The following is a 21,674-nucleotide window of genomic DNA, read 5'->3' as shown; positions in this document are numbered from 1 at the left end:
GATGGCTCCATGGGGACGGTGGCGGTGACCTGGTGCAGTGCCCGCGGGCCCGATCCCCTGCCGCGGGCAGTGGCGGCGTGGTGCGGGACGGACGAGGGCACGGTGACGGTCGGCCGACTGTGCCCGCGGTGCGGCTCGAGCCGCCACGGCGCCCCGGTCGCCGCGGTGCGGAGCCGACCCGCGCCGTGGGTGTCGGTGTCACGCCACGGGGGGCTGGTCCTGGTCGCCGTCACGGACCTCGGCCCCGTCGGGATCGACGTCGAGACCGACACCGCGGTCGCGTTCGAGGGCGTGCCCTGGACGGTCGCCGAGGCCGTCCTGAAGGCTCACGGGACCGGCTTCGCCACCCGTCCCGACGGACCGGGCCTGCGAGCACTCGTCGCCGGCTGCCAGGTGGTGGGGCTGACGGCCCCTCCGGGCACGGTCGCGACCCTGGCCGTCCTGACGAGCTCTCCCCCGGGCGTCCGGGTCGAGCACCTCAACCGGGCAGGGGCGGCAGGGTCGGGTCGTTCAACCACGGCTCCATCGACGCCGCCGCCGGAGCACCGATCAGGTCGGTGACCAGAGCGGCGAAGTCCTCGGTGGTGACCGAGCCGTGGGCGTGCCGGGTGGTCCATGCCCGCAGCAGCCCGAAGAACGCCTCGTCACCGACGTGCCCCCGCAGGGCGTGCAGCGCGAGCGCGCCTCGCTTGTAGACCCGGTCGTCGAACATCAGGTCCGGTCCGGGATCGACGAGCACGAGGTCCTGACGCAGTCCCGACAGACGACGGTGGTGCGACCGCGCGTGGGCGTCGGCGGACTCGCCGCCGCTCTCCTCGGACCACAGCCACTCCGCGTAGCAGGCGAAACCCTCGTGCAGCCAGATGTCCCGCCAGTGGCGGATCGTGACGCTGTTGCCGAACCACTGGTGGGCCAGCTCGTGGGCGATCAACCGTTGGGCGGACCAGTCGCGCCGGACGAGGTTGGCCCCGAAGATCGAGAGACCCTGGGCCTCCAACGGGATCTCGAGGTCGTCGTCGGTCACGACCGCGGAGTAGGCGGAGAACGGGTAGTCGCCGAAGCGGCTCTCGAAGAAGGACATCATCGCCGGCTGACCGCCGAACGCCTGGGTGACCGCGGCGGCGCGACCGGGCACGCACCAGCTGCGGACCGGGACGTCGGACCCCGCCGGCGGGTGGTCGACCTGCACGTAGCGGCCGACCTGGAGGGTCGCGAGGTAGGTCGCCATGGGCGCGGTCGGTTCGAACTGCCAGGTGGTGGAGCTCGCGCGGCGCCGCTGGCCGGTCGAGCTGCTGTTGGTCAGCACCGTGTAGCCCTGCGGTGCCGTGACCTCGAACTCGTAGGTGGCCTTGTCGTCCGGGCGGTCGTTGCACGGGAACCACGACGGTGCGCCGTGGGGCTGGGACGCGACGATCAAGCCGTCGGCGAGCTCCTCCCACCCCGCCTCACCGTCGGGACCCGGCATCGGTCGGGGCGAGCCCGCGTAGCTCACCTCGACGGTGAACGGGGTGTCGGCGGGGATCGTCGCCCGGGGCCGGACGACGAGCTTGTGCCGCCGCAGGTCGTACTTGGCCGCGGGCTGCCCGTCGACCCGGACCTTGTGCACCCGCAGACCGAACAGGTCGAGCTCGAAGCGGTCGAGGCGTTCGACCGACCGGGCCGTCAGCGTGGCCCGTCCGGACAGCTGGTTGCCCTCCAACGTGCAGGTGAGCACGAGTCGGTAGTGCTCGACCCCGAACCGGGGATCGCCGTGACCGGGGACGTAGACGTCGTTGGGTGTCCTGCGGCCCGACGTCACGGGGCGGACTCGGTCCAGGGACCGATCGGGTTGCCGATCCACCGTGTCTTGTGGGGGACGGTCTCGCCCCTCATCACCAGCGACACCGGTCCGATGGTGCAGTGCCGGCCGAGCCGGGCGGCCGGCAGCACGACGCTGTGCGGGCCGAGCGTCGCTCCCGCCTCGAGCGTCACGGAGTCCATGCTGAGTATCCGATCATGGAACAGGTGGGTCTGGACCACGCACCCCCGGTTGACGGTCGCACCCGACTCGATCGTGATCAGGTCGGCCTCGGGCAGCCAGTAGGTCTCGCACCACACCCCGCGACCGACCCCGGCCCCGAGCGACCGCAACCACAGGTTCAGCACCGGTGTGCCCGAGACGTGCCGCGCGAACCAGGGTGCGGCCAGCACCTCCACGAACGTGTCCGCCAGCTCGTTGCGCCACACGAACCAGCTCCACAGGGGATGGTCCCCGACCCGGACGCGGCCCACCAGCAACCACTTGGCGACGGTGGTCAGGAGCGCCGCGACGGCGCCCACGGTCACCAGGACGAGACCGGCGGCGGAGGCCGCAGCCCACCAGCCGGCCCGGTCGGCGATCACCAGGAGGACCACCACGACGGCGGACGCCGCACCCACGTGCAGCAGGACGGGGACGGCACGGGCCAGCTCGACGAACCCGCGGGCGACGCGCAACGATCGCGAGGGCCGGAACGTCCGGGAGTCGTCGCCGGTACCGACCGCCCGGCGCAGCTGTGTCGGTGGACTGCCCAGCCACGACGTACCGGCCTTGGCCTTGGCGCGACGCGGGGCCGCCGACAGCACCGCGACCAGCCCGCCCTTGGGCACCTTGCGTCCGGGCGCGGTCATGCCGGAGTTGCCGACGAACGCGCGTCGGCCGATCTTGACCCGCTCGATCCGCAGCCAGCCCCCGCCGAGCTCGTACATGCCGAGCATGGTGTCGTCGGCGAGGAACGCGCCGTCGCCGACCGACGTGAGCTGCGGCAGCATCAGGACGGTCGACGCCTCGACGTCCCGGCCGATGCGGGCCCCGAGCCGCCTGAGCCACCACGGCGTCAGGAGCGAGGAGTACAGCGGGAACAGCCAGGTGCGGGCCTCGTCGAGCACGCGCAGCACCGTCCACGCCTGCCACGCCACCCGCCCGTCGACCGGATGGACGCCGCTGACCAGCCGCACCGAGGCGAGCCGGACCACGCCCCAGACGAGCACTGCGAGGCAGACGAAGCCGACCACCGCGCCGACCGGCGCCCACAGCGTCACGGCCCCGACCACGCCGGTCCACGTGGTGGGTGTCTGCGCGACTGCGGCGACCACGGCCAACCCCACGGCCACCGCGACGACGGGCAGTCCGGCCACGACCAGTCCGGCGACGCCGTAGGCCACGGCCCAGACGTTGCTGCGCGGGGCCGGCGAGGCGTCGGCCGGTCCTCGGGCCTCCCCCACGGCGACCGCCGGCGCCCCCGACCAGAACTCGCCGGCCGGTACGGTCCCGAACACCGCCGACCCCGGCGCCACCTCGGCGCCCTCCCCGACGTGGGCCCCGTCGCAGAGCATGCTCCGGGCCCCGATCCGCGCGCGTTCGCCGACGTGGACGGTACCGACGTGCAGCCGCCCGCCGTCGATCCAGTGGCCCGTGAGGTCCACCTCGGGCTCGATCGAGCAGCCGTCGCCGAGCGTCAGCAGACCCGTGACGGGCGGCAACGCGTGGAGGTCGACCCCGCGGCCCACGCGACACCCGAGCAGTCGCGCGTAGGTGCGCATCCACGCCGCCGAACCGATGCCGGTGGCGCCGATCTCGTCGACGACCCGCTCCGCGAGCCACAGCCTCAGGTGGATCCGGCCGCCGCGGGGATAGGACCCCGGGCCGACCCCCCGCAGGATCCACCGCACGGCGGCGGCGGCCAGCAGGATGCGGCCCGGGGGCGAGATCAGCAGGAGGACGCCGAGCCCGACGAGCGGCACCGACACCTCGGGCAGGACCTCCCACGCCGGCCACGCGGTGGCGACGACCAGCCCGACCCCGATCCAGGTCGCCCACCGCAGACCGCTGATCGATCGCAGGGCCACGGTGGCGAGGACCTGTCCGGCCTGCGTCTTGGGCGGGACCGGGCGGACCCGGTCGTTGGTGCGTCCTGTGGACGCGCCCATCGCCTCGAGGGTCGTGGCCAGGTCCCCCAACCGCGGGTGCTCGTACACGTCGGCGACCGTGACGTCGGCGAACTGCTCCCGCAGGCGGGCGACCAGCTGGGCGGCCGACAGGCTGCCGCCGCCGAGGGTGAAGAAGTCGGCCTCCGGGCCCTCGGCCGCGGCCCCCAGGATCTCCAGCCAGAGGTCGCGCAACCAGGCCGCGGTGCCGGTCAGCCCGGCGTCGGCCGTGGCCACCGGCAGCGGCCAGGGCAGGGCGTCGCGGTCGACCTTCCCCGAGGTGCGGGTCGGCCAGACGTCGACCGTGGCCAACCGGGGGACGAGCGCGGCCGGCAGCACGCTCCGCAGGTGCACGGTCGCCGCTGCGAGGTCGAGGTCGCCGCCCGTCTGCACGTAGCCGACCAGGACCCGGTTGCCCGCCGCGGTGGTGCGGACGGCGGCCGCGGCCGCGACCACCCCGGGGAGCCCCAGGAGGGCGCTGTCGAGCTCACCCAGCTCGATGCGACGGCCACCGAGCTTGATCTGCTCGTCGGCGCGTCCGACGAAGATCAGTCCGGCCGGATCGTTCACCACCACGTCGCCGCTGCGGTACGCGCGGTCCCAGCCGAGGGTCGGCATCGGGGCGTAGACGGCGGCGTCCTTCTCCGGATCGAGGTAGCGGGCCAGCCCGACGCCTCCGATGATCAGCTCGCCGGACTCCCCGGGGGCGACCGGCCGGCCCTGCGTGTCGACGACGGCGAGGTCCCACCCGGCCAGCGGCAGTCCGATGCGCACCGGGGGCTCGGTGCCGAGCCGGGCGGCGCACGCGACCACCGTCGCCTCGGTGGGCCCGTAGGTGTTCCACACCTCGCGCTCGTCGGTGGCCAGCCGGGCGCCGATCTCCGGTGGGCAGGCCTCGCCGCCGAGGATCAGCAGCCGCACCCCGTCGAGGGCACCCGGTGGCCACAGCGACACGAGGGTCGGGACCGTGGACACCACGGTGATGTCGTTCGCCACCATCCAGGGCCCGAGGTCGGTACCGCTCTTGACCAGCGAGCGGGGCGCCGGCACGAGGCAGGCTCCGTGCCGCCACGCCAGCCACATCTCCTCGCACGAGGCGTCGAAGGCGACCGAGAGTCCGGCCATGACCCGGTCGCCGGGGCCCAGCGGAGCGGCGCGGCAGAACAGGTCGGCCTCGGCGTCGACGAAGGCGGCAGCGCTGCGGTGCGTCACGGCCACACCCTTCGGGCGTCCGGTCGAACCCGAGGTGAAGATGATCCACGCGTCGTCGCCCGTGCCGGGGTCGCGCAGGTCGGACCCCGGTCCGCGCACAGCAGGTCGCCGTGGCACGACGGTGACCCCGTTGCCGATCACCGCGGCCACGGCAGCCTCGTCGAACACCGTCCGTGCCCGGGCGTCGGGGTCGTCCACGTCGACCGGGACGTAGGCGGCCCCGGCGACCAGCACCCCGGCGATCGCCACGTACAGGTCCACCGTGCCGGAGTCGATCCGGATCCCGACCCGGTCGCCTGCCGCGATGCCGTGCCCGGCCAGCTCGGCCGCCAGCTCCTCCGCGGCCTCCAGGAACTCCCGGTACGTCAGGACGACGGCACCGTTGTCGACCGCCGGATCGTCACCGAACCGCTCGACCGTCAACCGCAGGACGTCGACCAGGGTGCGGGGCTCGGTCGCCTCGGAGGATCGGCGCAGGGCGAACTCGTCGGTCACGGGCACCGGCGCATCCTGTCGGTACCCGGTGAACGAGACATGAACGCGGGCGGGTCAGGCCAGCCGGGCGCGCAGCTCGGCCAGCTGTTCGGTGACCCGCGCCGGAGCGGTGCCGCCACGGGCGTCACGCGACGCGAGGGACCCCGCGACGGTCAGCACCTCCCGCACCCCCACCGTCAGGTGGGGTGAGATCGCGGCGAAGTCCTGGTCGGTGAGGTCCCACAGCTCGATGCCGCGCTCCTCGCACGCCTGGACGCAGGCTCCCGAGATCTCGTGCGCGGTGCGGAAGGGCACCCCCTCGCGGACCAGCCACTCCGCCACGTCGGTCGCGAGCGCGAACCCCTGCGGGGCCAGCTCCTGCAGCCGGGCGGTGTCGAAGGCCAGGGTGGCGATCATGCCGGTGAACGCCGGCAGCAGCACCTCCAGGGTGTCGACGGAGTCGAAGACCGGCTCCTTGTCCTCCTGGAGATCGCGGTTGTAGGCCAACGGGAGGGCCTTGAGCGTCGCGAGCAGCCCCGTGAGGTTCCCGATCAGCCGGCCGGACTTGCCCCGTGCCAGCTCGGCGATGTCGGGATTCTTCTTCTGCGGCATGATGCTCGAACCCGTGGAGTAGCCGTCCGACAACGTGACGAAGCCGAACTCCTGGGTGTTCCAGAGGATGATCTCCTCGGCGAGGCGCGACACGTCGATGCCGATCTGGGCCGTCACGAAGGCGAACTCGGCCACGAAGTCGCGGGCAGCCGTCCCGTCGATGGAGTTGGCCGCCGATCCGGTGAAGCCGAGGTCGGCTGCGACCTTCTCCGGGTCCAGGCCCAGGGAGGTGCCGGCGAGGGCGCCGGACCCGTACGGTGACTCCGCACCCACCCGGGCGTCCCACTCCGCGAGCCGGTCGAGGTCGCGCACCAGCGGCCATGCGTGCGCCAGCAGGTGGTGCGACAGCAGCACCGGCTGGGCGTGCTGCAGGTGGGTGCGTCCCGGCATCGCGACACCCAGGTGGCGCTCGGCCTGGCCCTTGATCGCCAGCACGAGCTCGCGCAGGAGCTGGGCGACCTGCCGTCCGTGGTCCCGCAGGTACATGCGGAACAGGGTGGCCACCTGGTCGTTGCGGGACCGGCCGGCCCGCAGGCGACCACCGAGCTCGGGCCCGAGCCGCTCGATCAGGCCTCGCTCCAGGGCGGTGTGGACGTCCTCGTCGTCGGGCCGGGCAGCGAAGGCGCCCGAGGCCACGTCGGCCTCGAGCTCGTCCAGACCCTCGGTCAGGGCCGCGACCTCGTCCTGCGTGAGCAGACCGGCCGCGTGCAGCACCCGGGCGTGCGCCCGCGACCCCGCCAGGTCGTAGGGGGCGAGCCTCCAGTCGAAGTGCGTCGACCGCGAGAGCTCGACCAGCTCGGGCGAGGGCCCGGTCGAGAAGCGTCCGCCCCAGAGTCGGTTCTGGTCGTCCGGTGCGTTCACGGGTGCTCCTTGGTGGGTGGTTCGGTGAGGGCGGTGAAACGACGGGCGACCTCGGCACCGCCGGTGGGGTCGCGACAGATCAGGACCACCGTGTCGTCACCCGCGATGGTGCCGAGCAGGTCGGGAAGGTCGGCATGGTCGACGGCCGAGGCCAGGTACTGCGCACCGCCGGGAGGGGTGCGCAGGACCACGAGGTTGGCCGAGGACTCGGCCGAGACCAACAGCTCGCGGGCGATGCGCGCCAACCGGGCGGACGACACGGCCGACTCCCCCGCCGGCCGGGGCGTGCGGTCACCGCCTTCGGCCGGGACGGCGTACACCAGTCCGCCGTCCGCGTGGCGCACCCGGACCGCCTCGAGGTCGACGAGGTCGCGCGAGATCGTCGACGGGGTCGCCTGCACACCCTGCTGCTCGAGCAGGTCCGCGAGCTCGCCCTGCGAACGGACGGGGTGCCGACTGAGGAGGTGGCCGATCAGCTGCTGTCGGGCAGCCTTGGTGTCGGGGACGCTCATCGCCCGTCCCGGGCCCATTCCAGCAGCTGGACGAGCACGGCCTTCTGCGCATGCAGCCGGTTCTCGGCCTCGTCCCACACCACACTCCGGGGACCGTCCAGGACCTCGTCGGAGATCTCCAGGCCCCGGTAGGCCGGCAGGCAGTGCAGCACGATCGCGTCGGGCGCTGCCAGCTGCAGTGCGGCCGAGGTGACCGCGTACGGGGTGAAGATGCGCAGTCGCTCGGCCTTGGTCTCCTCGTGTCCCATCGACACCCAGGTGTCGGTGACGACGACGTCGGCGCCTGCGAGGGCCTCGGCGGGATCAGTGGTGACGAGCACCGATCCTCCCGTGCCAGAGGCGATCTCCTCGGCCCGGGACACCACCTCGGGGGCCGGCTGGTACCCCGCGGGCGCCGCGACGCGCACGTGCAGACCGGCCACGGCGCCACCGAGGACGTAGGAGTTGCCCATGTTGCACGCACCGTCGCCGAGGAAGGCCACCGTGAGCCCGGCGAGCCGGCCCTTGTGCTCGAGGATCGTCATCCAGTCCGCGAGGATCTGGCACGGGTGGAAGTCGTCGCTCAGCGCGTTGACGACCGGCACGCCGCTGTGGGCGGCCATGTCCTCCAGATCGGACTGGTGGTAGGTGCGCCACACGATCGCGCTGACCATCCGGCCCAGGACGCGGGCGGTGTCGGTGACCGACTCGCCCCGGCCGGCCTGGGTCGTGCCGGCGTCCATCACCAGGGCCGAACCACCGAGGTCGGCGATGCCGACCGCGAACGAGACCCGGGTGCGGGTCGACGACTTGTCGAACATGACGGCCACCGTCTGCGGTCCGCTCAGCGGCTTCGACGCGTACGGCTCGGCCTTGAGGCGCAGCGCCAGCTCGAGCAGGTCGGACTGCTCCTGCGGACTGAGGTCGTCGTCGCGCAGCAGGTGACGCAGGCCCGTCACCCGGACACCTCGTCGAAGAGGCGCCGGAGGGTGGCGACGGCGTCGTCGGCCTCGTCGGAGGTGAGGACGAGCGGCGGCGCGAGCCGCAGCCGGTTCGGCGCCGGTGCGTTGACCAGCAGACCGGCGTCGAAGGCGGCCGACGTGACCTCGGCCGCGACGTCGCGGTGCAGGACGACGCCGCGCAGCAGACCTCGGCCGCTCACGTGGTCGACCAACGGGTGGGACCGCAGTCCCGCCGCGAGTCGTTCCCCCGTCTCGCGGACGTGGTCGAGCAGACCGTCGCCCTCGATCGTGTCGATGACGGCCAGCGCAGCCGCGGCCGACACGGGATTGCCGCCGAAGGTGGTGCCGTGCTGACCGGGTCCGAGCAGGGTCGCGGCCTCGCCGAGGCCGATCATCGCCCCGATCGGGACCCCGCCCCCGAGCCCCTTGGCCAGGGTCACGAGGTCGGGCACGACGCCGGAGGCGGTGTGACCGAACCAGTCGCCGGTGCGGCCCATCCCGGTCTGGATCTCGTCGAGCCACAGCAACGTGCCGTGCTCACGGGTGATGCGCCGGGCCGCCCGGAGGTAGTCGGCCGGGGGGTCGACGACTCCGGCCTCGCCCTGGATGGGCTCGATGATCACCGCTGCCACGGTCTCGTCGACGGCAGCGGCCAGTGCCACCTCGTCGCCGTAGGGCACGAACGAGACGCCGCCCGGGAGCGGCTCGAAGGGCTCGCGGTACGCCGCCTTGGAGGTCAGCGCGAGCGCGCCCATGGTCCGTCCGTGGAAGCTGCCCTCCGTCGCGACGACCCTGCCGCGTCCGGTCCGCCGGGTGGCCTTGAAGGCCGCCTCGTTCGCCTCGGCGCCGGAGTTGGCGAAGAACACCCGCCCGTCGTGCCCGAGCAGGCCCAGGAGCCGCTCGGCCAGCAGCACCTGCGGCTGGGAGATGAACAGGTTCGAGACGTGGCCGAGGGTCGTCAGCTGACGGGTCACCGCCTCGACCACGGCGGGGTGGCCGTGGCCGAGCGCGTTCACCGCGATCCCGCCGAGCAGGTCCAGGTAGCGGTTGCCGTCGACGTCCCACACCGAGGAGCCCTCGCCACGGGCGAGGACCCGGGGCGGGGTGCCGAAGGTGTTCATGACGGCGTCGCCGTACCGCTGCGTCCACTCCTGCCCGGTGACGGGCGTGCCCGCGAATCCCGAAGGCCGTGCGGTCGTCATGACGCCCCCTTCGCCGGGCCCGAACCCTTGTCGACGCTCGTCGTGTAGAGCGCCGTGCGCAGGCGGGTGGTGGCGCCGGGGACGACCTGGGTACCGACGCCTTCGTCGGTGAAGATCTCGAGCAGGACCGAGTGCGGTTCGCGACCGTCGATCACCGTGGCCCGCTTGACGCCCTGCTGCACGGCGGTCAGGCACGCGGTCATCTTGGGGATCATCCCCGTCGCCAGCTCCGGGACGATCTCGGCGAGCGACTCGGGACTGATCTCGCCGATGACGTCGGTGGAGTTCGGCCAGTCGGCGTAGAGACCTTCGACGTCGGTGAGCACGAGCAGCTTCTCGGCGCCCAACGCGACCGCCAGTGCGGCGGCCGCGGTGTCGGCGTTGACGTTGTGGACCTGACCGTCGTCGTCGGGTGCCACGGTCGACACCACGGGGATGCGGCCCGCGTCGATGAGGTCGAGCACGGCCTCGGGCCGGACGCCCTTGACCTCGCCGACCAGACCGATATCGGTCGGGACCCCGTCGATGACGGGCGTGCTGCGACGGGCCGTGAACAGGCCACCGTCCTCGCCGGACAGCCCGACGGCGAGGTCGCCGTGCTGGTTGAGCAGCCCGACCAGCTCGCGACCGACCTGGCCGGTCAGCACCATGCGCACGACCTCCATCGTCTCCGGCGTCGTGACCCTCAGTCCGCCGCGGAACTCCGACTCGATGCCGAGCCGGTCGAGCATCGCGTTGATCTGGGGGCCGCCACCGTGGACGACGACCGGCTTGAAACCGGCGAGCCGGAGGAACACGATGTCCTCGGCGAACGCCTCCTTGAGGGTGTCGTCGGTCATGGCGTTGCCGCCGTACTTCACCACGATCACCTTGCCGTGGTACTTCTTCAGCCACGGCAGGGCGTGCGCGAGGGTGGCGGCCTTGGCGGTCGCCTTCTTCCAGTCGGCCGGGTCCCACTCGTGGTCGGGGCCGTCGATGTCGTCAGTCATGAGGAGTACGCCGAATTCTCGTGGACGTAGGCCTGGGTGAGGTCGTTGGTCCAGATGGTGCCCGAACGGTCGCCGGACTTGAGGTCGATCGTCACCGAGACCGCACGGGCCTCGAGGTCGATGGTGTCCGGGGACTCCCCCGGACCGCTGGATCGGCAGACCCAGACGTCGTTGAGCGCGACGTCGAGATCGGCCGGGTCGAAGGCCGCCCGGGTCGTGCCGACCGAGGCGAGGATGCGTCCCCAGTTGGGGTCCTTGCCGAAGATCGCGCACTTGAACAGGTTGCTGCGGGCCACGGCGCGGCCGACCTCCAACGCGTCGTCCTCGGTGGCCGCCCCGACCACCGTGATGGCGATCTCGTGGTCGGCCCCCTCGGCGTCGGCGAGCAGCTGCATCGCCAGGTCGTGGCACACCGTGGTCAGCGCGTCGGTGAAGGACTCCGGGTCCGGGGTCACGCCCGACGCGCCGCTCGCCATCAGCAGGACGGTGTCGTTGGTCGACTGGCAGCCGTCGGAGTCGAGGCGGTCGAAGGTGCGTGCCGTGGCCGCCCGCAGCGCGGCGTCGGCGGTGGCGGCGTCGAGGTCGGCGTCGGTGGTGACCACCACGAGCATCGTGGCGAGAGCCGGCGCGAGCATGCCCGCCCCCTTGGCCATGCCACCGATGGTCCAGCCCGCGGCACCGACGTCCTCGGCCCGGGCCGTCGCCTGCTTGGCGACGGTGTCGGTGGTCATGATGGCGGTCGCTGCCGCATTGCCACCGTCGCCGCTGAGGTCGTCGAGAGCTGCGCCGACACCGCCGAGGAGGGCGTCCCGGTCGTTCAGGAGCCCGATCAGACCGGTCGAACAGATCTGGACGTCGACCGCACCCACCCCGAGCCGGTCGGCGACGAGCTCGGCCGTGCGGTGGGTCGTGGCGAAACCCTCGGCGCCGGTGTAGCAGTTGGCACCGCCGGAGTTGATGGCCACCGCCGCGGCCCGGCCGCCCTTGATGGCCTCCTCGCTCCACAGCACAGGGTTGGCCTTGCACCGGTTGCCGGTGAAGACGGCCGCGGCCACCTGCGACGGGCCCTGGTTGACCACGACGGCCACGTCCGGTGCCCCCGTGGACTTGAGCCCGGCCGCGACGCCGGCCGCGACGAAGCCCTGGGGCGCGGTGACGCTCATGCGGACGCCTCGTCGGGCCCGATGCTGACGTGCTGACGCTCGTTCATGGTGCCGTTCCGATCGTGGAGAGACCCGTGGTCTCGGGAAGACCCAGGGCGAGGTTCATGGACTGGATCGCGCCGCCGGCGGTGCCCTTGACGAGGTTGTCGATCGCCGACACGACGACGAGCCGCCCGACGCGGCGGTCGATCGCGACCTGGATCTGCGCGGTGTTGGCGCCGAGGGTCGCCGCGGTGGTGGGCCACTGACCCTCGGGCAACAGGTGCACGAACGGTTCGTCGTCGTAGGCGGCCCGGTAGGCGGCCCGCACCGCCTCGAGGTCGACACCCGCCGCGAGGCGGGCCGTCGTGGTGGCGAGGATGCCGCGCGCCATCGGCACGAGGGTCGGCGTGAACGAGATGGTCACCTCGTCCGCCCCCGCGAGGCGGAGGTTCTGCATGATCTCCGGGACGTGACGATGGGTGCCGCCGACCCCGTAGGGAGACGCCGCGCCGAGACCCTCCGACGCCATCAGGTGGGGCTTGGGCGCCTTGCCGGCGCCGGAGTAGCCGTTCGCCAGCACCGCGACGAGGTCGGTTGCCTCCACGAGACCGGCGGCGACGGCCGGCTGGATGCCGAGGGTGATGGCGGTGACGTTGCAGCCCGGCACCGCGATGCGGTCGACCCCGCCGAGCGCGTCGCGCTGGTGGCCGGCGCCGACGATGAGCTCGGGGAGACCGTAGGGCCAGGTGCCGGCGTGCTCGCCACCGTAGAACTCGGTCCAGTCGTCGGCCGACCGGAGCCGGTGGTCGGCGCCGCAGTCGATGACGAGCACGTCGTCGCCCAGCTCGGCCGCGATCGCGCCGGACTGACCGTGGGGCAGACCCAGGAACACCACGTCGTGGCCGGCCAGGGTCTCGGCCGTGGTGGGCTGCAGCACCCGGTCCGCGAGCGGCACCAGGTGCGGCTGGTGGGCGCCCAGCGCGGTGCCCGCGCTGGATGCGGCGGTGAGGGCGCCGATGCGGACCTGCGGGTGCGACAGCAGGAGCCGGAGCACCTCACCGCCGGCGTATCCGCTCGCACCGGCGACGGCGACGGTGATCGTGGTCATCGGTCCACCTTTGCAGAAGTCGGGTCGTGGGTGTGGGAAGGGTTGCGTGGTCAGTCGGTGCCGAGCTCCATGGCGGCGGCGTCCAGCAGCTGCTCGCCGGCGGACTCGCCACCGGTTCCCTCGGCGGCCGGGTTGGCCTCGATCCGGGTCGCCCCGCCGGCGGGGAGCTCGCCGAACAGGGTGCCGTTCTCGACCAGCACCTGACCCTGGTCCAGCGGCTGGGCCGCGTACATCTCGAGCTTGGCCCGGGAGTCGGCGATGTCCAGGTTGCGCATCGTCAGCTGACCGATGCGGTCGATGGGGCCGAACGAGGCGTTGTCGGTGCGCTCCATGGAGAGCTTGTCGGGGTGGTACGAGAACGCCGGACCCTGGGTGTCCAGGACCGAGTAGTCCTCACCGCGCCGCAGCCGCAGGGTCACGTCGCCGGTGATGAGCGAGGCGATCCACCGCTCGATCGACTCGCGCAGCATCATCGCCTGCGGGTCGAGCCACCGACCCTCGTACATCAGCCGTCCGAGCCGGCGACCGTGCTGGTGGAAGTTGGCGATGGTGTCCTCGTTGTGGATCGCGTTCAGCAGGCGCTCGTACGCGATGTGCAGCAGCGCCATCCCGGGCGCCTCGTAGATGCCGCGGCTCTTGGCCTCGATGATGCGGTTCTCGATCTGGTCGGACATGCCCAGACCGTGCCGACCACCGATGACGTTGGCCTGGTGGACCAGCGCGACGGGGTCGCCCCCGAACGCGTCGCCGTCGATCGCCACCGGCCGACCCTCGCGGAAGGAGATCGTGACGTCCTCGGTGTCGATGTCGACCGCCGGGTCCCAGAACTTGACGCCCATGATCGGCTCGACGGTCTCGAGCGACACGTCGAGGTGTTCCAACGTCTTGGCCTCGTGGGTGGCGCCCCAGATGTTGGCGTCGGTGGAGTACGCCTTCTCCTGGCTGTCCCGGTACGGCAGGCCCCGCTCGACGAGCCACTGGCTCATCTCGGTGCGTCCGCCCAGCTCGGCCACGAAGGCCGCGTCGAGCCACGGCTTGTAGATGCGCAGCTCGGGGTTGGCGAGCAGGCCGTAGCGGTAGAAGCGCTCGATGTCGTTGCCCTTGAACGTCGACCCGTCGCCCCAGATGTTGACGTCGTCCTCGTGCATCGCCCGCACCAGCAGGGTGCCGGTGACCGCGCGGCCGAGCGGGGTGGTGTTGAAGTAAGTGCGGCCGGCCGACCGGATGTGGAAGGCTCCGCACGCCAACGCCGCGAGCCCTTCGTCGACCAGGGGTCGCTTGCAGTCGATGGCGCGGGCCAGCTCGGCGCCGTACTGCATGGCCCGTCCCGGCACCCCCGCGATGTCCGGCTCGTCGTACTGCCCGATGTCAGCGGTGTAGGTGCAGGGGACGGCTCCCCTGTCCCGCATCCAGGCGACGGCGACGGAGGTGTCGAGACCTCCGGAGAAGGCGATGCCGACGCGCTCGCCGACGGGAAGACTGGTCATGACCTTGGACATGACACACATTCTTGCACACTGCTGCAAGTTCTTGCGCCCAGGGTCGGGCCCAGGGTCGGGTCAGGCCCGCAGCGTGGCACCGAACTCGCGGGTGACCGCGTCGACCGCAGCATCGCGGACCGTACGGATCTCCTCGTCGCCCAGGGTCCGGTCGGGAGCCCTCAGCCGCAGGGAGAAGGCGAGCGAGACACTGCCGTCGGCCACCTGGTCGCCGTCGTACACGTCGAACAGACGCACCGACTCGATCACCGGGTGGGCGGCCCGCAGGACCGACAGCACCCGGCCGGCGGGCGTGCCCCGCTCGACGACGAAGGCGAGGTCCTCCTTGGCCACCGGATAGGTCGAGAACTCCGGTCGGGGACCCAGGGCGGGAGCGGCGGCGACGAGCGCGTCCAGGTCGAGCTCGGCGGCAGCGACCCGCCCGGAGAGTCCGTGGGCGGCGACGACCTGCGGGTGCAGCTCGCCGGCATGGCCGATGACCGTCCCGTCGACCGACAGGGACGCACAGCGGCCGGGGTGCCACGGTGCGTGCTCGGTCGCGGCGACCTCGAGCTCCACGTGCAGGCTCTCGGCGACCCGGCGGGCGACGGAGATCGCGTCCGCCCAACCGGCTGCGCGACCGGGGCCGGCCCATCCGGACCCGACCCGCTGACCCAACATGACCAGGCCCACGTGATGGGGCTGGTCGGGCAGGGCGGCGTCGAGCAGCTCGACCTCCGCCGGGGTGGGCCTGGAGTCGACGCCGTAGACGGGGGCGGGCACCAGGGTCTCGGCGGGCAGGAAGACCCGTGCCGTCTCGACGATGGAGACGTCGGCGTGACCTCGGCCGACGTTGAGTGCCGCGGCACGCAGCAGGCCCGTCAGCAGGGTCGTGGTGAGCCCGGGCTCCTCGGCCGACAACGGGTTGGCCAGCAGCACCTGGCGGCGACGCGGATCGTCCTCGGGCAGCCCGAGGCGGTCCAGATCGGCAGGTCCGGCGAAGGGGAAGGTCTTGACCTCCACCAGCCCGGCGGTCGCCAGCGCCCGGCTCGCCCGGCGGCGCAGCTGCTGCGACCGGGTGAGGCCGCGGCCGGCCGGCGCCGTCGGCAGCACCGACGGAACCTGGTCGTAGCCGACGACCCGGAGGACGTCCTCGACGAGGTCGTGCGGATCGGTCAGGTCGAAGCGCCAGGTCGGCGGCGTCACGGTGATGCGACCCGCGTCGTGCGACACGTACCCGCCACCGGCGGCCAGGGCTGCGACGGCGACCTCGGCGCTGATCGGCACACCGCTGATGCGGGCCGGCAGGTCGTCGTCGATCGTGACGGCCCGGCGGGGAGCCGGCTCACCGACCACCGTGAGGCCCGGGCCGACGACTCCCCCACCGAGCTCGGCCAACAGGTCGGCGACCCGTTGCGACGCCGCTGCGGACAGGGCGGGGTCGACGCCGCGCTCGTTGCGCCGCGAGGCCTCGGACCCCAGCTTGTGGCGCCGGGCGCTGCGCGCGATGACCGCTGGATCGAAGTGGGCGGCCTCGATGACGATGTCGGTCGAGGTGGGGTCGATCTCGACGCGGGCCGCACCCATGACCCCCGCGATGCCCACGGCACCGTCGTCGTCGGCGATGACCAGGTCGTCGGGGTCCAGGGCGCGGTCGACGTCGTCGAGCGTCGTCACGTGCTCGCCCGGACGCGCCCGGCGCGCGACCAGCGGACCCGTGACCTTCGCGAGGTCGTAGGCGTGGTTGGGCTGGCCGAGCTCGAGCATGACGTAGTTGCTGACGTCGACGGCCAGCGAGATGGACCGCATGCCGGCCTGTTCGACGCGGCGTGCCATCCACCGCGGGGTGGGGCGGGTGGGGTCGAAGCCGGTCACGACCCGGGCGGTGAACACCGGGCAGGCATCGGCGTCGCGCACCTCCACCGGGTGCGCCTCACCGGTGGCCGGCCGCAGGTCCGGAACGGGATCGACGAACGGGACGTCGAACGCCAGGGCCGTGTCGCGGGCCACGCCCCGGAGTGACAGCGCGTAGGCCCGGTCGGGGTTGACCTCGAGGTCGAGCACCTCTCCCCCGAGCTCCAACAGACTGACGGCGTCGTCGCCGGGTGCGGCCGCATCGCCCGGCAGCACGATGATGCCCTCGCCGTCGGCCGGCAGCCCCAGCTCGGCGGCCGAGCAGATCATCCCGTCCGACACGTGGCCGTACGTCTTGCGTGCAGCGATCGCGAACCCGCCGGGCAGCACGGCACCGGGCAGGGCCACCACGACCAGGTCACCGACACCGAAGTTGTGGGCACCGCAGACGATGCCCCGACCCTCGGCAGAGCCGTCGTCCGGACCGCCGGGTCCCACGTCGACCCGGCACCAGTTGATCGTCTTGCCGTTCTTCTGCGGTTCCGGGGTGAGCTCCAGGACACGACCGACGACCAGCGGCCCGGTCACGGCGGCACCGATGATCTCCTCCAGCTTGAGGTCGAACGCCGTGAGCCGGTCGGCGATCTGCTCGGTGGTCGTGCCGGCCGGCAGGTCGACCATGGACCGGAGCCACTCGACGGGCACGCGCATCAGAGATCACTCCCGAACGGCTGGGTGAAGCGGATGTCGCCGTCGAACAGGTCGCGCAGGTCGGCGATGTCGTAGCGGCCGGTGATGGTCCGGTCGAGACCGATGCCGAACGCGAAGCCGGTGTACCGGTCGGTGTCGACGCCGCAGGCCGTCAGGACCCGCGGGTTGACCACCCCGCAGCCGCCCCACTCGACCCACCCCTCGCCCCGACAGGTGCGACAGGTGGCCACCAGGTCGGGCTCACCGTGACAGACGTAGCAGAGCAGGTCCATCTCGGCGCTGGGCTCGGTGAACGGGAAGTACGACGGACGGAACCGGGTGGTCATGCCGTCGCCGTACACGGCCTGCGCGAAGTGGTCGAGCGTGCCCTTGAGGTGCGCCATCGTGAGGCCCTCGTCGATCGCCATGCCCTCGACCTGGTGGAACACCGGCGAGTGGGTGGCGTCGAGCTCGTCGGTGCGGAACACGCGACCGGGACACACCACGTAGATCGGTGGGGTCCGGGTCAGCATCGTGCGCGCCTGCACCGGTGACGTGTGGGTCCGCAGGACCATCGCCGCGGCCGCGGGATCGACGAAGAACGTGTCCTGCATCGTGCGCGCAGGGTGGTCCGGTCCGAGGTTCAGGGCATCGAAGTTCAGCCACTCGGCCTCGACCTCGGGACCCTCGGCGACCTCCCACCCCATGGCGACGAAGATGTCGGCGACGTGCTCGGAGATCGTGGTGACGGGGTGCCGCGCCCCGACCGGTTCGGCGATCGGCGGCAGGGTGACGTCGACGGTCTCCTCGGCCAGGATGCGAGCCGCCTCGACCTCCTCGAGCTCCGCGGTCCGCCCGGCGAGCGCCTGCGCGACGGCACCGCGCGCCTGTCCGACCCGCTGCCCCGCCTCCTTGCGCGCCTGCGGCGGCAGCGCACCGATCTCACGGTTGGCCAGCGCCAGTGGCGACCGGTCACCGGCATGGTCGATACGGACCTGCTTGAGCTCGGCGAGCGTCCCGGCCCCGGCGACGGCCTGCACCGCCTCGTCCCGCATCCGCGCCACCTCGTCGGGGTGCAGCGGGGTGACCTCGACGGGGTCGTAGTCGGAGTTGGGCGCAGACATGCAGACCTGTGCTTCCTGAAGGTGGGGGCGGCGGAACCCGGTCAGTCTAGTGAGGACACGGCCCGCGCCGGTCAGGGCACCGGGTCGGTGAGGGTGTCGGGCTCGTTGACCGGGAGCCAGACGCTGATGTCAGCTCCGCCGCCCTCGGCATCGTCGATGTCGACCCGACCTCCGTGCTGGTCCACGATCCCTCGCACGATGTACATCCCGAGGCCGCTGCCCGCCCCGGGCCCGGACCGCCAGAAGCGGCTGAACACCCGCATCCGCATCTCCTCGGGGATGCCGGGACCACGGTCGACCAGGTGCAGCCGGACGCCCGGACGGCCGTCCACGACCTCCTCGGCGACCGCCAGCGAGGCGAGCCCGTGCCCGTGTCGCTGGGCGTTCTCGACGAGGTTGGTCACGACCTGCACGAGCCGGTCGTCGTCGCCCCAGACGACGGGGACCCTTCCGAGGTCCAGCGCCCACCGGCCGTCACCACCACCGGCCGTCACCCCGCGCAGCACCCGGCCGATGAGGTCGTCGAGCCGGACCGGACCGCGCTTCAGGGTGAGCCGGCCCGCGTCGATCCGGGCCGCGTCCAGCAGCTCGGTGATCAGGCGGCTCAGCCGGTCGGCGTCGGCGTCGACGGTCTCCAGCATGAAGCGCCGCTGCTCCTCGGAGAACTGGTCCCACTTGGACAGCAGGGTGGCGGTGAACCCCTTGATGCCGGTGAGCGGAGACCTCAGCTCGTGCGCGACCGTGGCCACCAGGTCGGACCGCTCCCGGTCACGGTGGTTGCGGGCACGGGCGCTCCTCACGCTGAGGATGACGCGCTGCACCGCTCCGCCGGGCCGGTCCCGCACGAGCGCCGCCGTGACCAGGTACTCGCTGCCCCGCGGTGAGTACCAGGACTGCTCGGTGATGGTGGTCCGGGTGGACAGTCCGTCGTACGGCCGCGTGCAGGCCATCCAGGTGTTGCCGTTCAGGTCGTCGAAGGGCATGGCCTCGTCGAGCGGCATCCCGAGCATCTCGTCACCCGTGGCACGGGCCAACGACCTGATCCGGTCGTTGACGTACGCGACCCGACCATCGGGTCCGGCGATGATGACGCCGTCCGGGAAGTCGTCGAGGTCCACCCTCCGAACCTAGCCGCTCGCGGCGCCGGCGGCTGTCACGACAGCCGGGAGCGGGCCGTGGTGTAGAGGCAGACCGCTGCCGCCGTGGCGAGGTTCAGGCTCTCGGCCCGGCCGAAGATCGGGACCGCGACGACATGGTCGGCCCGCCCGCGCGTCGCCTCCGGCAGACCCCACGCCTCGTTGCCCATGAGCCACGCGGTCGGCGCCGCGAGGTCGAGGGAGGGATCGAAGAGGTCGACGTCGCCTGCACCGTCGGCGGCCAGCACCTGCAGGCCCGCCGACTGCAGTGCGGCGAGGGTGCCCTCCACGTCCCGGTCGATGACCAGAGGGAGATGGAACAGGCTGCCGACCGTCGCCCGGACGCTCTTGGGGTTGTAGGGGTCGACGCTGTCGCCGGTGAACACGACCCCGTCGGCGCCGGCCGCGTCGGCGCACCGGATCACGGCACCGGCGTTGCCGGGGTCCCGGATGTCGGCACACACGACGAGGAACGTCGGAGACCGGTCGAGCAGCGCCTTGAGCGGCCGGTCGACCATGGCGCACCGGGCGACGACCCCCTGGGGCGCGACGGTGTCGGTGAGGGCGTCGAGCACGTCGGGCGCCACGACGTGCCATACGACCTCGTCACGGCGGGCCGCGGTCACGAGGTCGTCGTGCTGGTCGGTGGCCTCACTCGTCGCGAAGACCTCGATGACGGTCCCGCGGTGGTCGGCACCGCCGTGGGCGAGTGCCTCCCGCACGGCCTGCGGGCCCTCGGCGAGGAACTCGCGCTGCTCGGCCCGGAACGCACGAGTGGCGAGCCGCCTGGCGTGCTTGACCCGTCCGGACCGGACGGTCAGCTGCTCAGGCGTGCTCGCCACGCGTGGTGTGCCGCGGGTCAGACCGCGGCGTCGTCCTTCGGCGCGTTGACGTCGGCCGGCAGGTTGTCCTTGGCCAGCTGCACCAGGGCCGAGAACGCTGCGGGCTCGTGGACCGCGAGCTCGGCCAGGTTCTTGCGGTCGACCTCCACACCCGCGGCCTTGATGCCCTGGATGAAGCGGTTGTAGGTCATGCCCTCGGCGCGGACCGCAGCGTTGATGCGCTGGATCCAGAGGCGACGGAAGTCGCCCTTCTTCGCCTTGCGGTCACGGTAGTTGTAGACGTGCGAGTGGATGACCTGCTCTTTGGCCTTGCGGTAGAGCCGCGACCGCTGACCGCGGTAGCCCTTCGCGCGCTCGAGAGTCTCGCGGCGCTTCTTCTGTGCGTTGACAGAACGCTTGACGCGTGCCATGTCAATTCTCCTTCAAACGATGGGGGATGTGAGCGGTCAGAGACCGAGCAGCTTCTTGACCTTCTTGGTGTCGGCCTTCGAGACGTCCGTCGTGCCCTCGAGGCGGCGGGTGCGGCTCGAGGACTTGTGCTCCAGGAGGTGGCGACGGTTGGTCTGCTCACGACGGAGCTTGCCGCTCCCGGTGAGCTTGACGCGCTTCTTCATGCCCGAGTGGGGCTTGAACTTCGGCATTTATGCCTCCATGTCTGGGTCGAGGTTCTCGGAACGTCGACGGGGCTTCTTGGGTGCCGCGTTGCTGTGGGCGGCCTCGCGGTGTGCCTTGTCGGCGGCCTCCTCGGCCTCCTTCTCGGCGGTCTTCTCGGCGGTGACCTTGGCCTTCTCGGCCTTGACCTCCGCGATGGCCTCGGACTTCTTCTTCAGCGGTCCGAGCACCATGGTCATGTTGCGTCCGTCCTGACGCGGGTGGCTCTCGATGAAGCCGAGATCCTCCACGTCCGCGGCGAGCCGCTGCAGCAACCGGAACCCGAGCTCGGGACGGTGCTGCTCGCGACCGCGGAACATGATCGTGATCTTGACCTTGTCCCCCGCCTTCAGGAACCGCACGACGTGACCCTTCTTGGTGTCGTAGTCGTGCTGGTCGATCTTCGGACGCAGCTTCATCTCTTTGATGACGGTGTTGGTCTGGTTGCGCCGGGACTCGCGGGCCTTCTGGGCGGCTTCGTACTTGAACTTGCCGTAGTCCATCAGGCGGCAGACCGGCGGTCGCGCCGTCGGCGCGACCTCGACGAGGTCGAGGTCGGACTCCGCAGCCAGGCGCAGGGCGTCCTCGATGCGGACGATGCCGACCTGTTCGCCACCGGGTCCGACGAGCCGGACCTCCGGGACGCGGATGCGTTCGTTGACGCGCAACTCTGTGGTGATGGGTCCTCCTGGGGTTCGAGAGGAGGCCCGGGAATGACGAAGGCCTCCGTGAGAAACGGAGGCCACCGGACAGCGCCGCTGCAGCACCTGAGTGCCGTCGCGTCACTGGTCGGCCGGACGAACCGGCCGGATACCCCGGGATCTCGCGATCTCGCAGGTGGGAGGGGGCCTCCACTTCGCCTGCCAGCGTAGCAGCCATCACCGGTCGCGAGAAATCG

The 21,674-nt window shown here is 72.1% G+C and carries 18 protein-coding genes; 1 reads left to right on the top strand and 17 read right to left on the bottom strand.

The window, feature by feature from the left end:
• Positions 1 to 9: 9 nt before the first annotated feature.
• Positions 10 to 561 (top strand): 4'-phosphopantetheinyl transferase family protein, encoded by a 552-nt coding sequence (locus tag HMPREF0063_RS16775; protein ID WP_169309957.1) that lies wholly within the window; start codon positions 10 to 12, stop codon positions 559 to 561.
• Here HMPREF0063_RS16775 and HMPREF0063_RS05540 read toward each other — a convergent pair.
• From HMPREF0063_RS05540 to infC, 17 genes are all read right to left on the bottom strand, one after another.
• Positions 479 to 1,798, bottom strand: a complete 1,320-nt coding sequence (locus tag HMPREF0063_RS05540; RefSeq protein ID WP_007077668.1) for a M1 family metallopeptidase — start codon at positions 1,796 to 1,798, stop codon at positions 479 to 481. The genes HMPREF0063_RS16775 and HMPREF0063_RS05540 overlap by 83 nt on opposite strands.
• Positions 1,795 to 5,658, bottom strand: a complete 3,864-nt coding sequence (locus HMPREF0063_RS05535) for a Pls/PosA family non-ribosomal peptide synthetase (RefSeq protein WP_007077667.1) — start codon at positions 5,656 to 5,658, stop codon at positions 1,795 to 1,797. The genes HMPREF0063_RS05540 and HMPREF0063_RS05535 overlap by 4 nt, the downstream gene beginning before the upstream one ends.
• Before the next feature lie 48 nt (positions 5,659 to 5,706).
• Positions 5,707 to 7,104 carry an argininosuccinate lyase gene (argH, locus tag HMPREF0063_RS05530; RefSeq protein WP_007077666.1) on the bottom strand — a complete coding sequence of 466 codons (1,398 nt, stop codon included), beginning with the start codon at positions 7,102 to 7,104 and terminating at the stop codon, positions 5,707 to 5,709.
• On the bottom strand, positions 7,101 to 7,616 hold the full coding sequence (locus tag HMPREF0063_RS05525) for an arginine repressor (RefSeq protein ID WP_156794047.1): 516 nt from the start codon (positions 7,614 to 7,616) through the stop codon (positions 7,101 to 7,103). The genes argH and HMPREF0063_RS05525 overlap by 4 nt, the downstream gene beginning before the upstream one ends.
• Positions 7,613 to 8,554, bottom strand: coding sequence for an ornithine carbamoyltransferase (gene argF / locus HMPREF0063_RS05520; RefSeq protein WP_007077664.1), 942 nt, complete (start codon positions 8,552 to 8,554; stop codon positions 7,613 to 7,615). The genes HMPREF0063_RS05525 and argF overlap by 4 nt, the downstream gene beginning before the upstream one ends.
• The gene (locus tag HMPREF0063_RS05515; RefSeq protein ID WP_007077663.1) at positions 8,551 to 9,759 is read right to left on the bottom strand and encodes an acetylornithine transaminase; all 1,209 of its coding nucleotides are present in this window, start codon (positions 9,757 to 9,759) and stop codon (positions 8,551 to 8,553) included. The genes argF and HMPREF0063_RS05515 overlap by 4 nt, the downstream gene beginning before the upstream one ends.
• A complete protein-coding gene (gene argB, locus HMPREF0063_RS05510) occupies positions 9,756 to 10,748 on the bottom strand; it encodes an acetylglutamate kinase (RefSeq protein WP_007077662.1) in 993 nt (330 codons plus the stop codon). Before argB ends, HMPREF0063_RS05515 begins: the two co-directional genes overlap by 4 nt.
• A complete protein-coding gene (argJ, locus tag HMPREF0063_RS05505; RefSeq protein ID WP_007077661.1) occupies positions 10,745 to 11,911 on the bottom strand; it encodes a bifunctional glutamate N-acetyltransferase/amino-acid acetyltransferase ArgJ in 1,167 nt (388 codons plus the stop codon). The genes argB and argJ overlap by 4 nt, the downstream gene beginning before the upstream one ends.
• A gap of 43 nt (positions 11,912 to 11,954) precedes the next feature.
• Positions 11,955 to 13,001 carry an N-acetyl-gamma-glutamyl-phosphate reductase gene (gene argC / locus HMPREF0063_RS05500; protein WP_007077660.1) on the bottom strand — a complete coding sequence of 349 codons (1,047 nt, stop codon included), beginning with the start codon at positions 12,999 to 13,001 and terminating at the stop codon, positions 11,955 to 11,957.
• 50 nt (positions 13,002 to 13,051) lie between these two features.
• Positions 13,052 to 14,500, bottom strand: a complete 1,449-nt coding sequence (gene argG / locus HMPREF0063_RS05495) for an argininosuccinate synthase (RefSeq protein ID WP_007077659.1) — start codon at positions 14,498 to 14,500, stop codon at positions 13,052 to 13,054.
• Positions 14,501 to 14,560: 60 nt separating this feature from the next.
• Positions 14,561 to 17,044, bottom strand: a complete 2,484-nt coding sequence (gene pheT / locus HMPREF0063_RS05490; RefSeq protein WP_007077658.1) for a phenylalanine--tRNA ligase subunit beta — start codon at positions 17,042 to 17,044, stop codon at positions 14,561 to 14,563.
• Positions 17,044 to 18,147, bottom strand: a complete 1,104-nt coding sequence (pheS, locus tag HMPREF0063_RS05485; RefSeq protein ID WP_007077657.1) for a phenylalanine--tRNA ligase subunit alpha — start codon at positions 18,145 to 18,147, stop codon at positions 17,044 to 17,046. Before pheS ends, pheT begins: the two co-directional genes overlap by 1 nt.
• A 71-nt stretch (positions 18,148 to 18,218) precedes the next feature.
• Positions 18,219 to 19,265 carry a sensor histidine kinase gene (locus tag HMPREF0063_RS05480; protein WP_007077656.1) on the bottom strand — a complete coding sequence of 349 codons (1,047 nt, stop codon included), beginning with the start codon at positions 19,263 to 19,265 and terminating at the stop codon, positions 18,219 to 18,221.
• Positions 19,266 to 19,300: 35 nt separating this feature from the next.
• Complete coding sequence (locus tag HMPREF0063_RS05475; protein WP_007077655.1) at positions 19,301 to 20,125, bottom strand: TrmH family RNA methyltransferase; 825 nt, start codon at positions 20,123 to 20,125, stop codon at positions 19,301 to 19,303.
• Between the two features lie 17 nt (positions 20,126 to 20,142).
• Positions 20,143 to 20,535 carry a 50S ribosomal protein L20 gene (rplT, locus tag HMPREF0063_RS05470; protein WP_007077654.1) on the bottom strand — a complete coding sequence of 131 codons (393 nt, stop codon included), beginning with the start codon at positions 20,533 to 20,535 and terminating at the stop codon, positions 20,143 to 20,145.
• A gap of 36 nt (positions 20,536 to 20,571) precedes the next feature.
• Positions 20,572 to 20,766: a 50S ribosomal protein L35 gene (rpmI, locus tag HMPREF0063_RS05465; RefSeq protein WP_007077653.1), complete on the bottom strand. Its 195-nt coding sequence runs from the start codon at positions 20,764 to 20,766 to the stop codon at positions 20,572 to 20,574.
• Positions 20,767 to 21,444, bottom strand: coding sequence for a translation initiation factor IF-3 (gene infC, locus HMPREF0063_RS05460; protein ID WP_007077652.1), 678 nt, complete (start codon positions 21,442 to 21,444; stop codon positions 20,767 to 20,769). It lies immediately after the preceding gene.
• Between the last annotated feature and the right edge of the window lie 230 nt (positions 21,445 to 21,674).

Origin of the sequence: Aeromicrobium marinum DSM 15272, assembly GCF_000160775.2 — a bacterium.
Lineage (GTDB): Bacteria > Actinomycetota > Actinomycetes > Propionibacteriales > Nocardioidaceae > Aeromicrobium > Aeromicrobium marinum.
Note: the sequence above shows the minus strand (reverse complement) of the source record. Positions and strands in the feature narration are given on the sequence as shown.

Excerpts from the sequence above, each read along its gene's own strand:
- rpmI (WP_007077653.1), bottom strand. The coding sequence starts at position 20,766 with ATGCCGAAGTTCAAGCCCCACTCGGGCATGAAGAAGCGCGTCAAGCTC.
- pheS (WP_007077657.1), bottom strand. The coding sequence starts at position 18,147 with ATGTCTGCGCCCAACTCCGACTACGACCCCGTCGAGGTCACCCCGCTG.
- argG (WP_007077659.1), bottom strand. The coding sequence starts at position 14,500 with ATGTCCAAGGTCATGACCAGTCTTCCCGTCGGCGAGCGCGTCGGCATC.
- pheT (WP_007077658.1), bottom strand. The coding sequence starts at position 17,044 with ATGCGCGTGCCCGTCGAGTGGCTCCGGTCCATGGTCGACCTGCCGGCC.
- HMPREF0063_RS05525 (WP_156794047.1), bottom strand. The coding sequence starts at position 7,616 with ATGAGCGTCCCCGACACCAAGGCTGCCCGACAGCAGCTGATCGGCCAC.
- argC (WP_007077660.1), bottom strand. The coding sequence starts at position 13,001 with ATGACCACGATCACCGTCGCCGTCGCCGGTGCGAGCGGATACGCCGGC.
- HMPREF0063_RS05515 (WP_007077663.1), bottom strand. The coding sequence starts at position 9,759 with ATGACGACCGCACGGCCTTCGGGATTCGCGGGCACGCCCGTCACCGGG.
- HMPREF0063_RS16775 (WP_169309957.1), top strand. The coding sequence starts at position 10 with ATGGGGACGGTGGCGGTGACCTGGTGCAGTGCCCGCGGGCCCGATCCC.
- argJ (WP_007077661.1), bottom strand. The coding sequence starts at position 11,911 with ATGAGCGTCACCGCGCCCCAGGGCTTCGTCGCGGCCGGCGTCGCGGCC.
- argB (WP_007077662.1), bottom strand. The coding sequence starts at position 10,748 with ATGACTGACGACATCGACGGCCCCGACCACGAGTGGGACCCGGCCGAC.
- rplT (WP_007077654.1), bottom strand. The coding sequence starts at position 20,535 with ATGGCACGCGTCAAGCGTTCTGTCAACGCACAGAAGAAGCGCCGCGAG.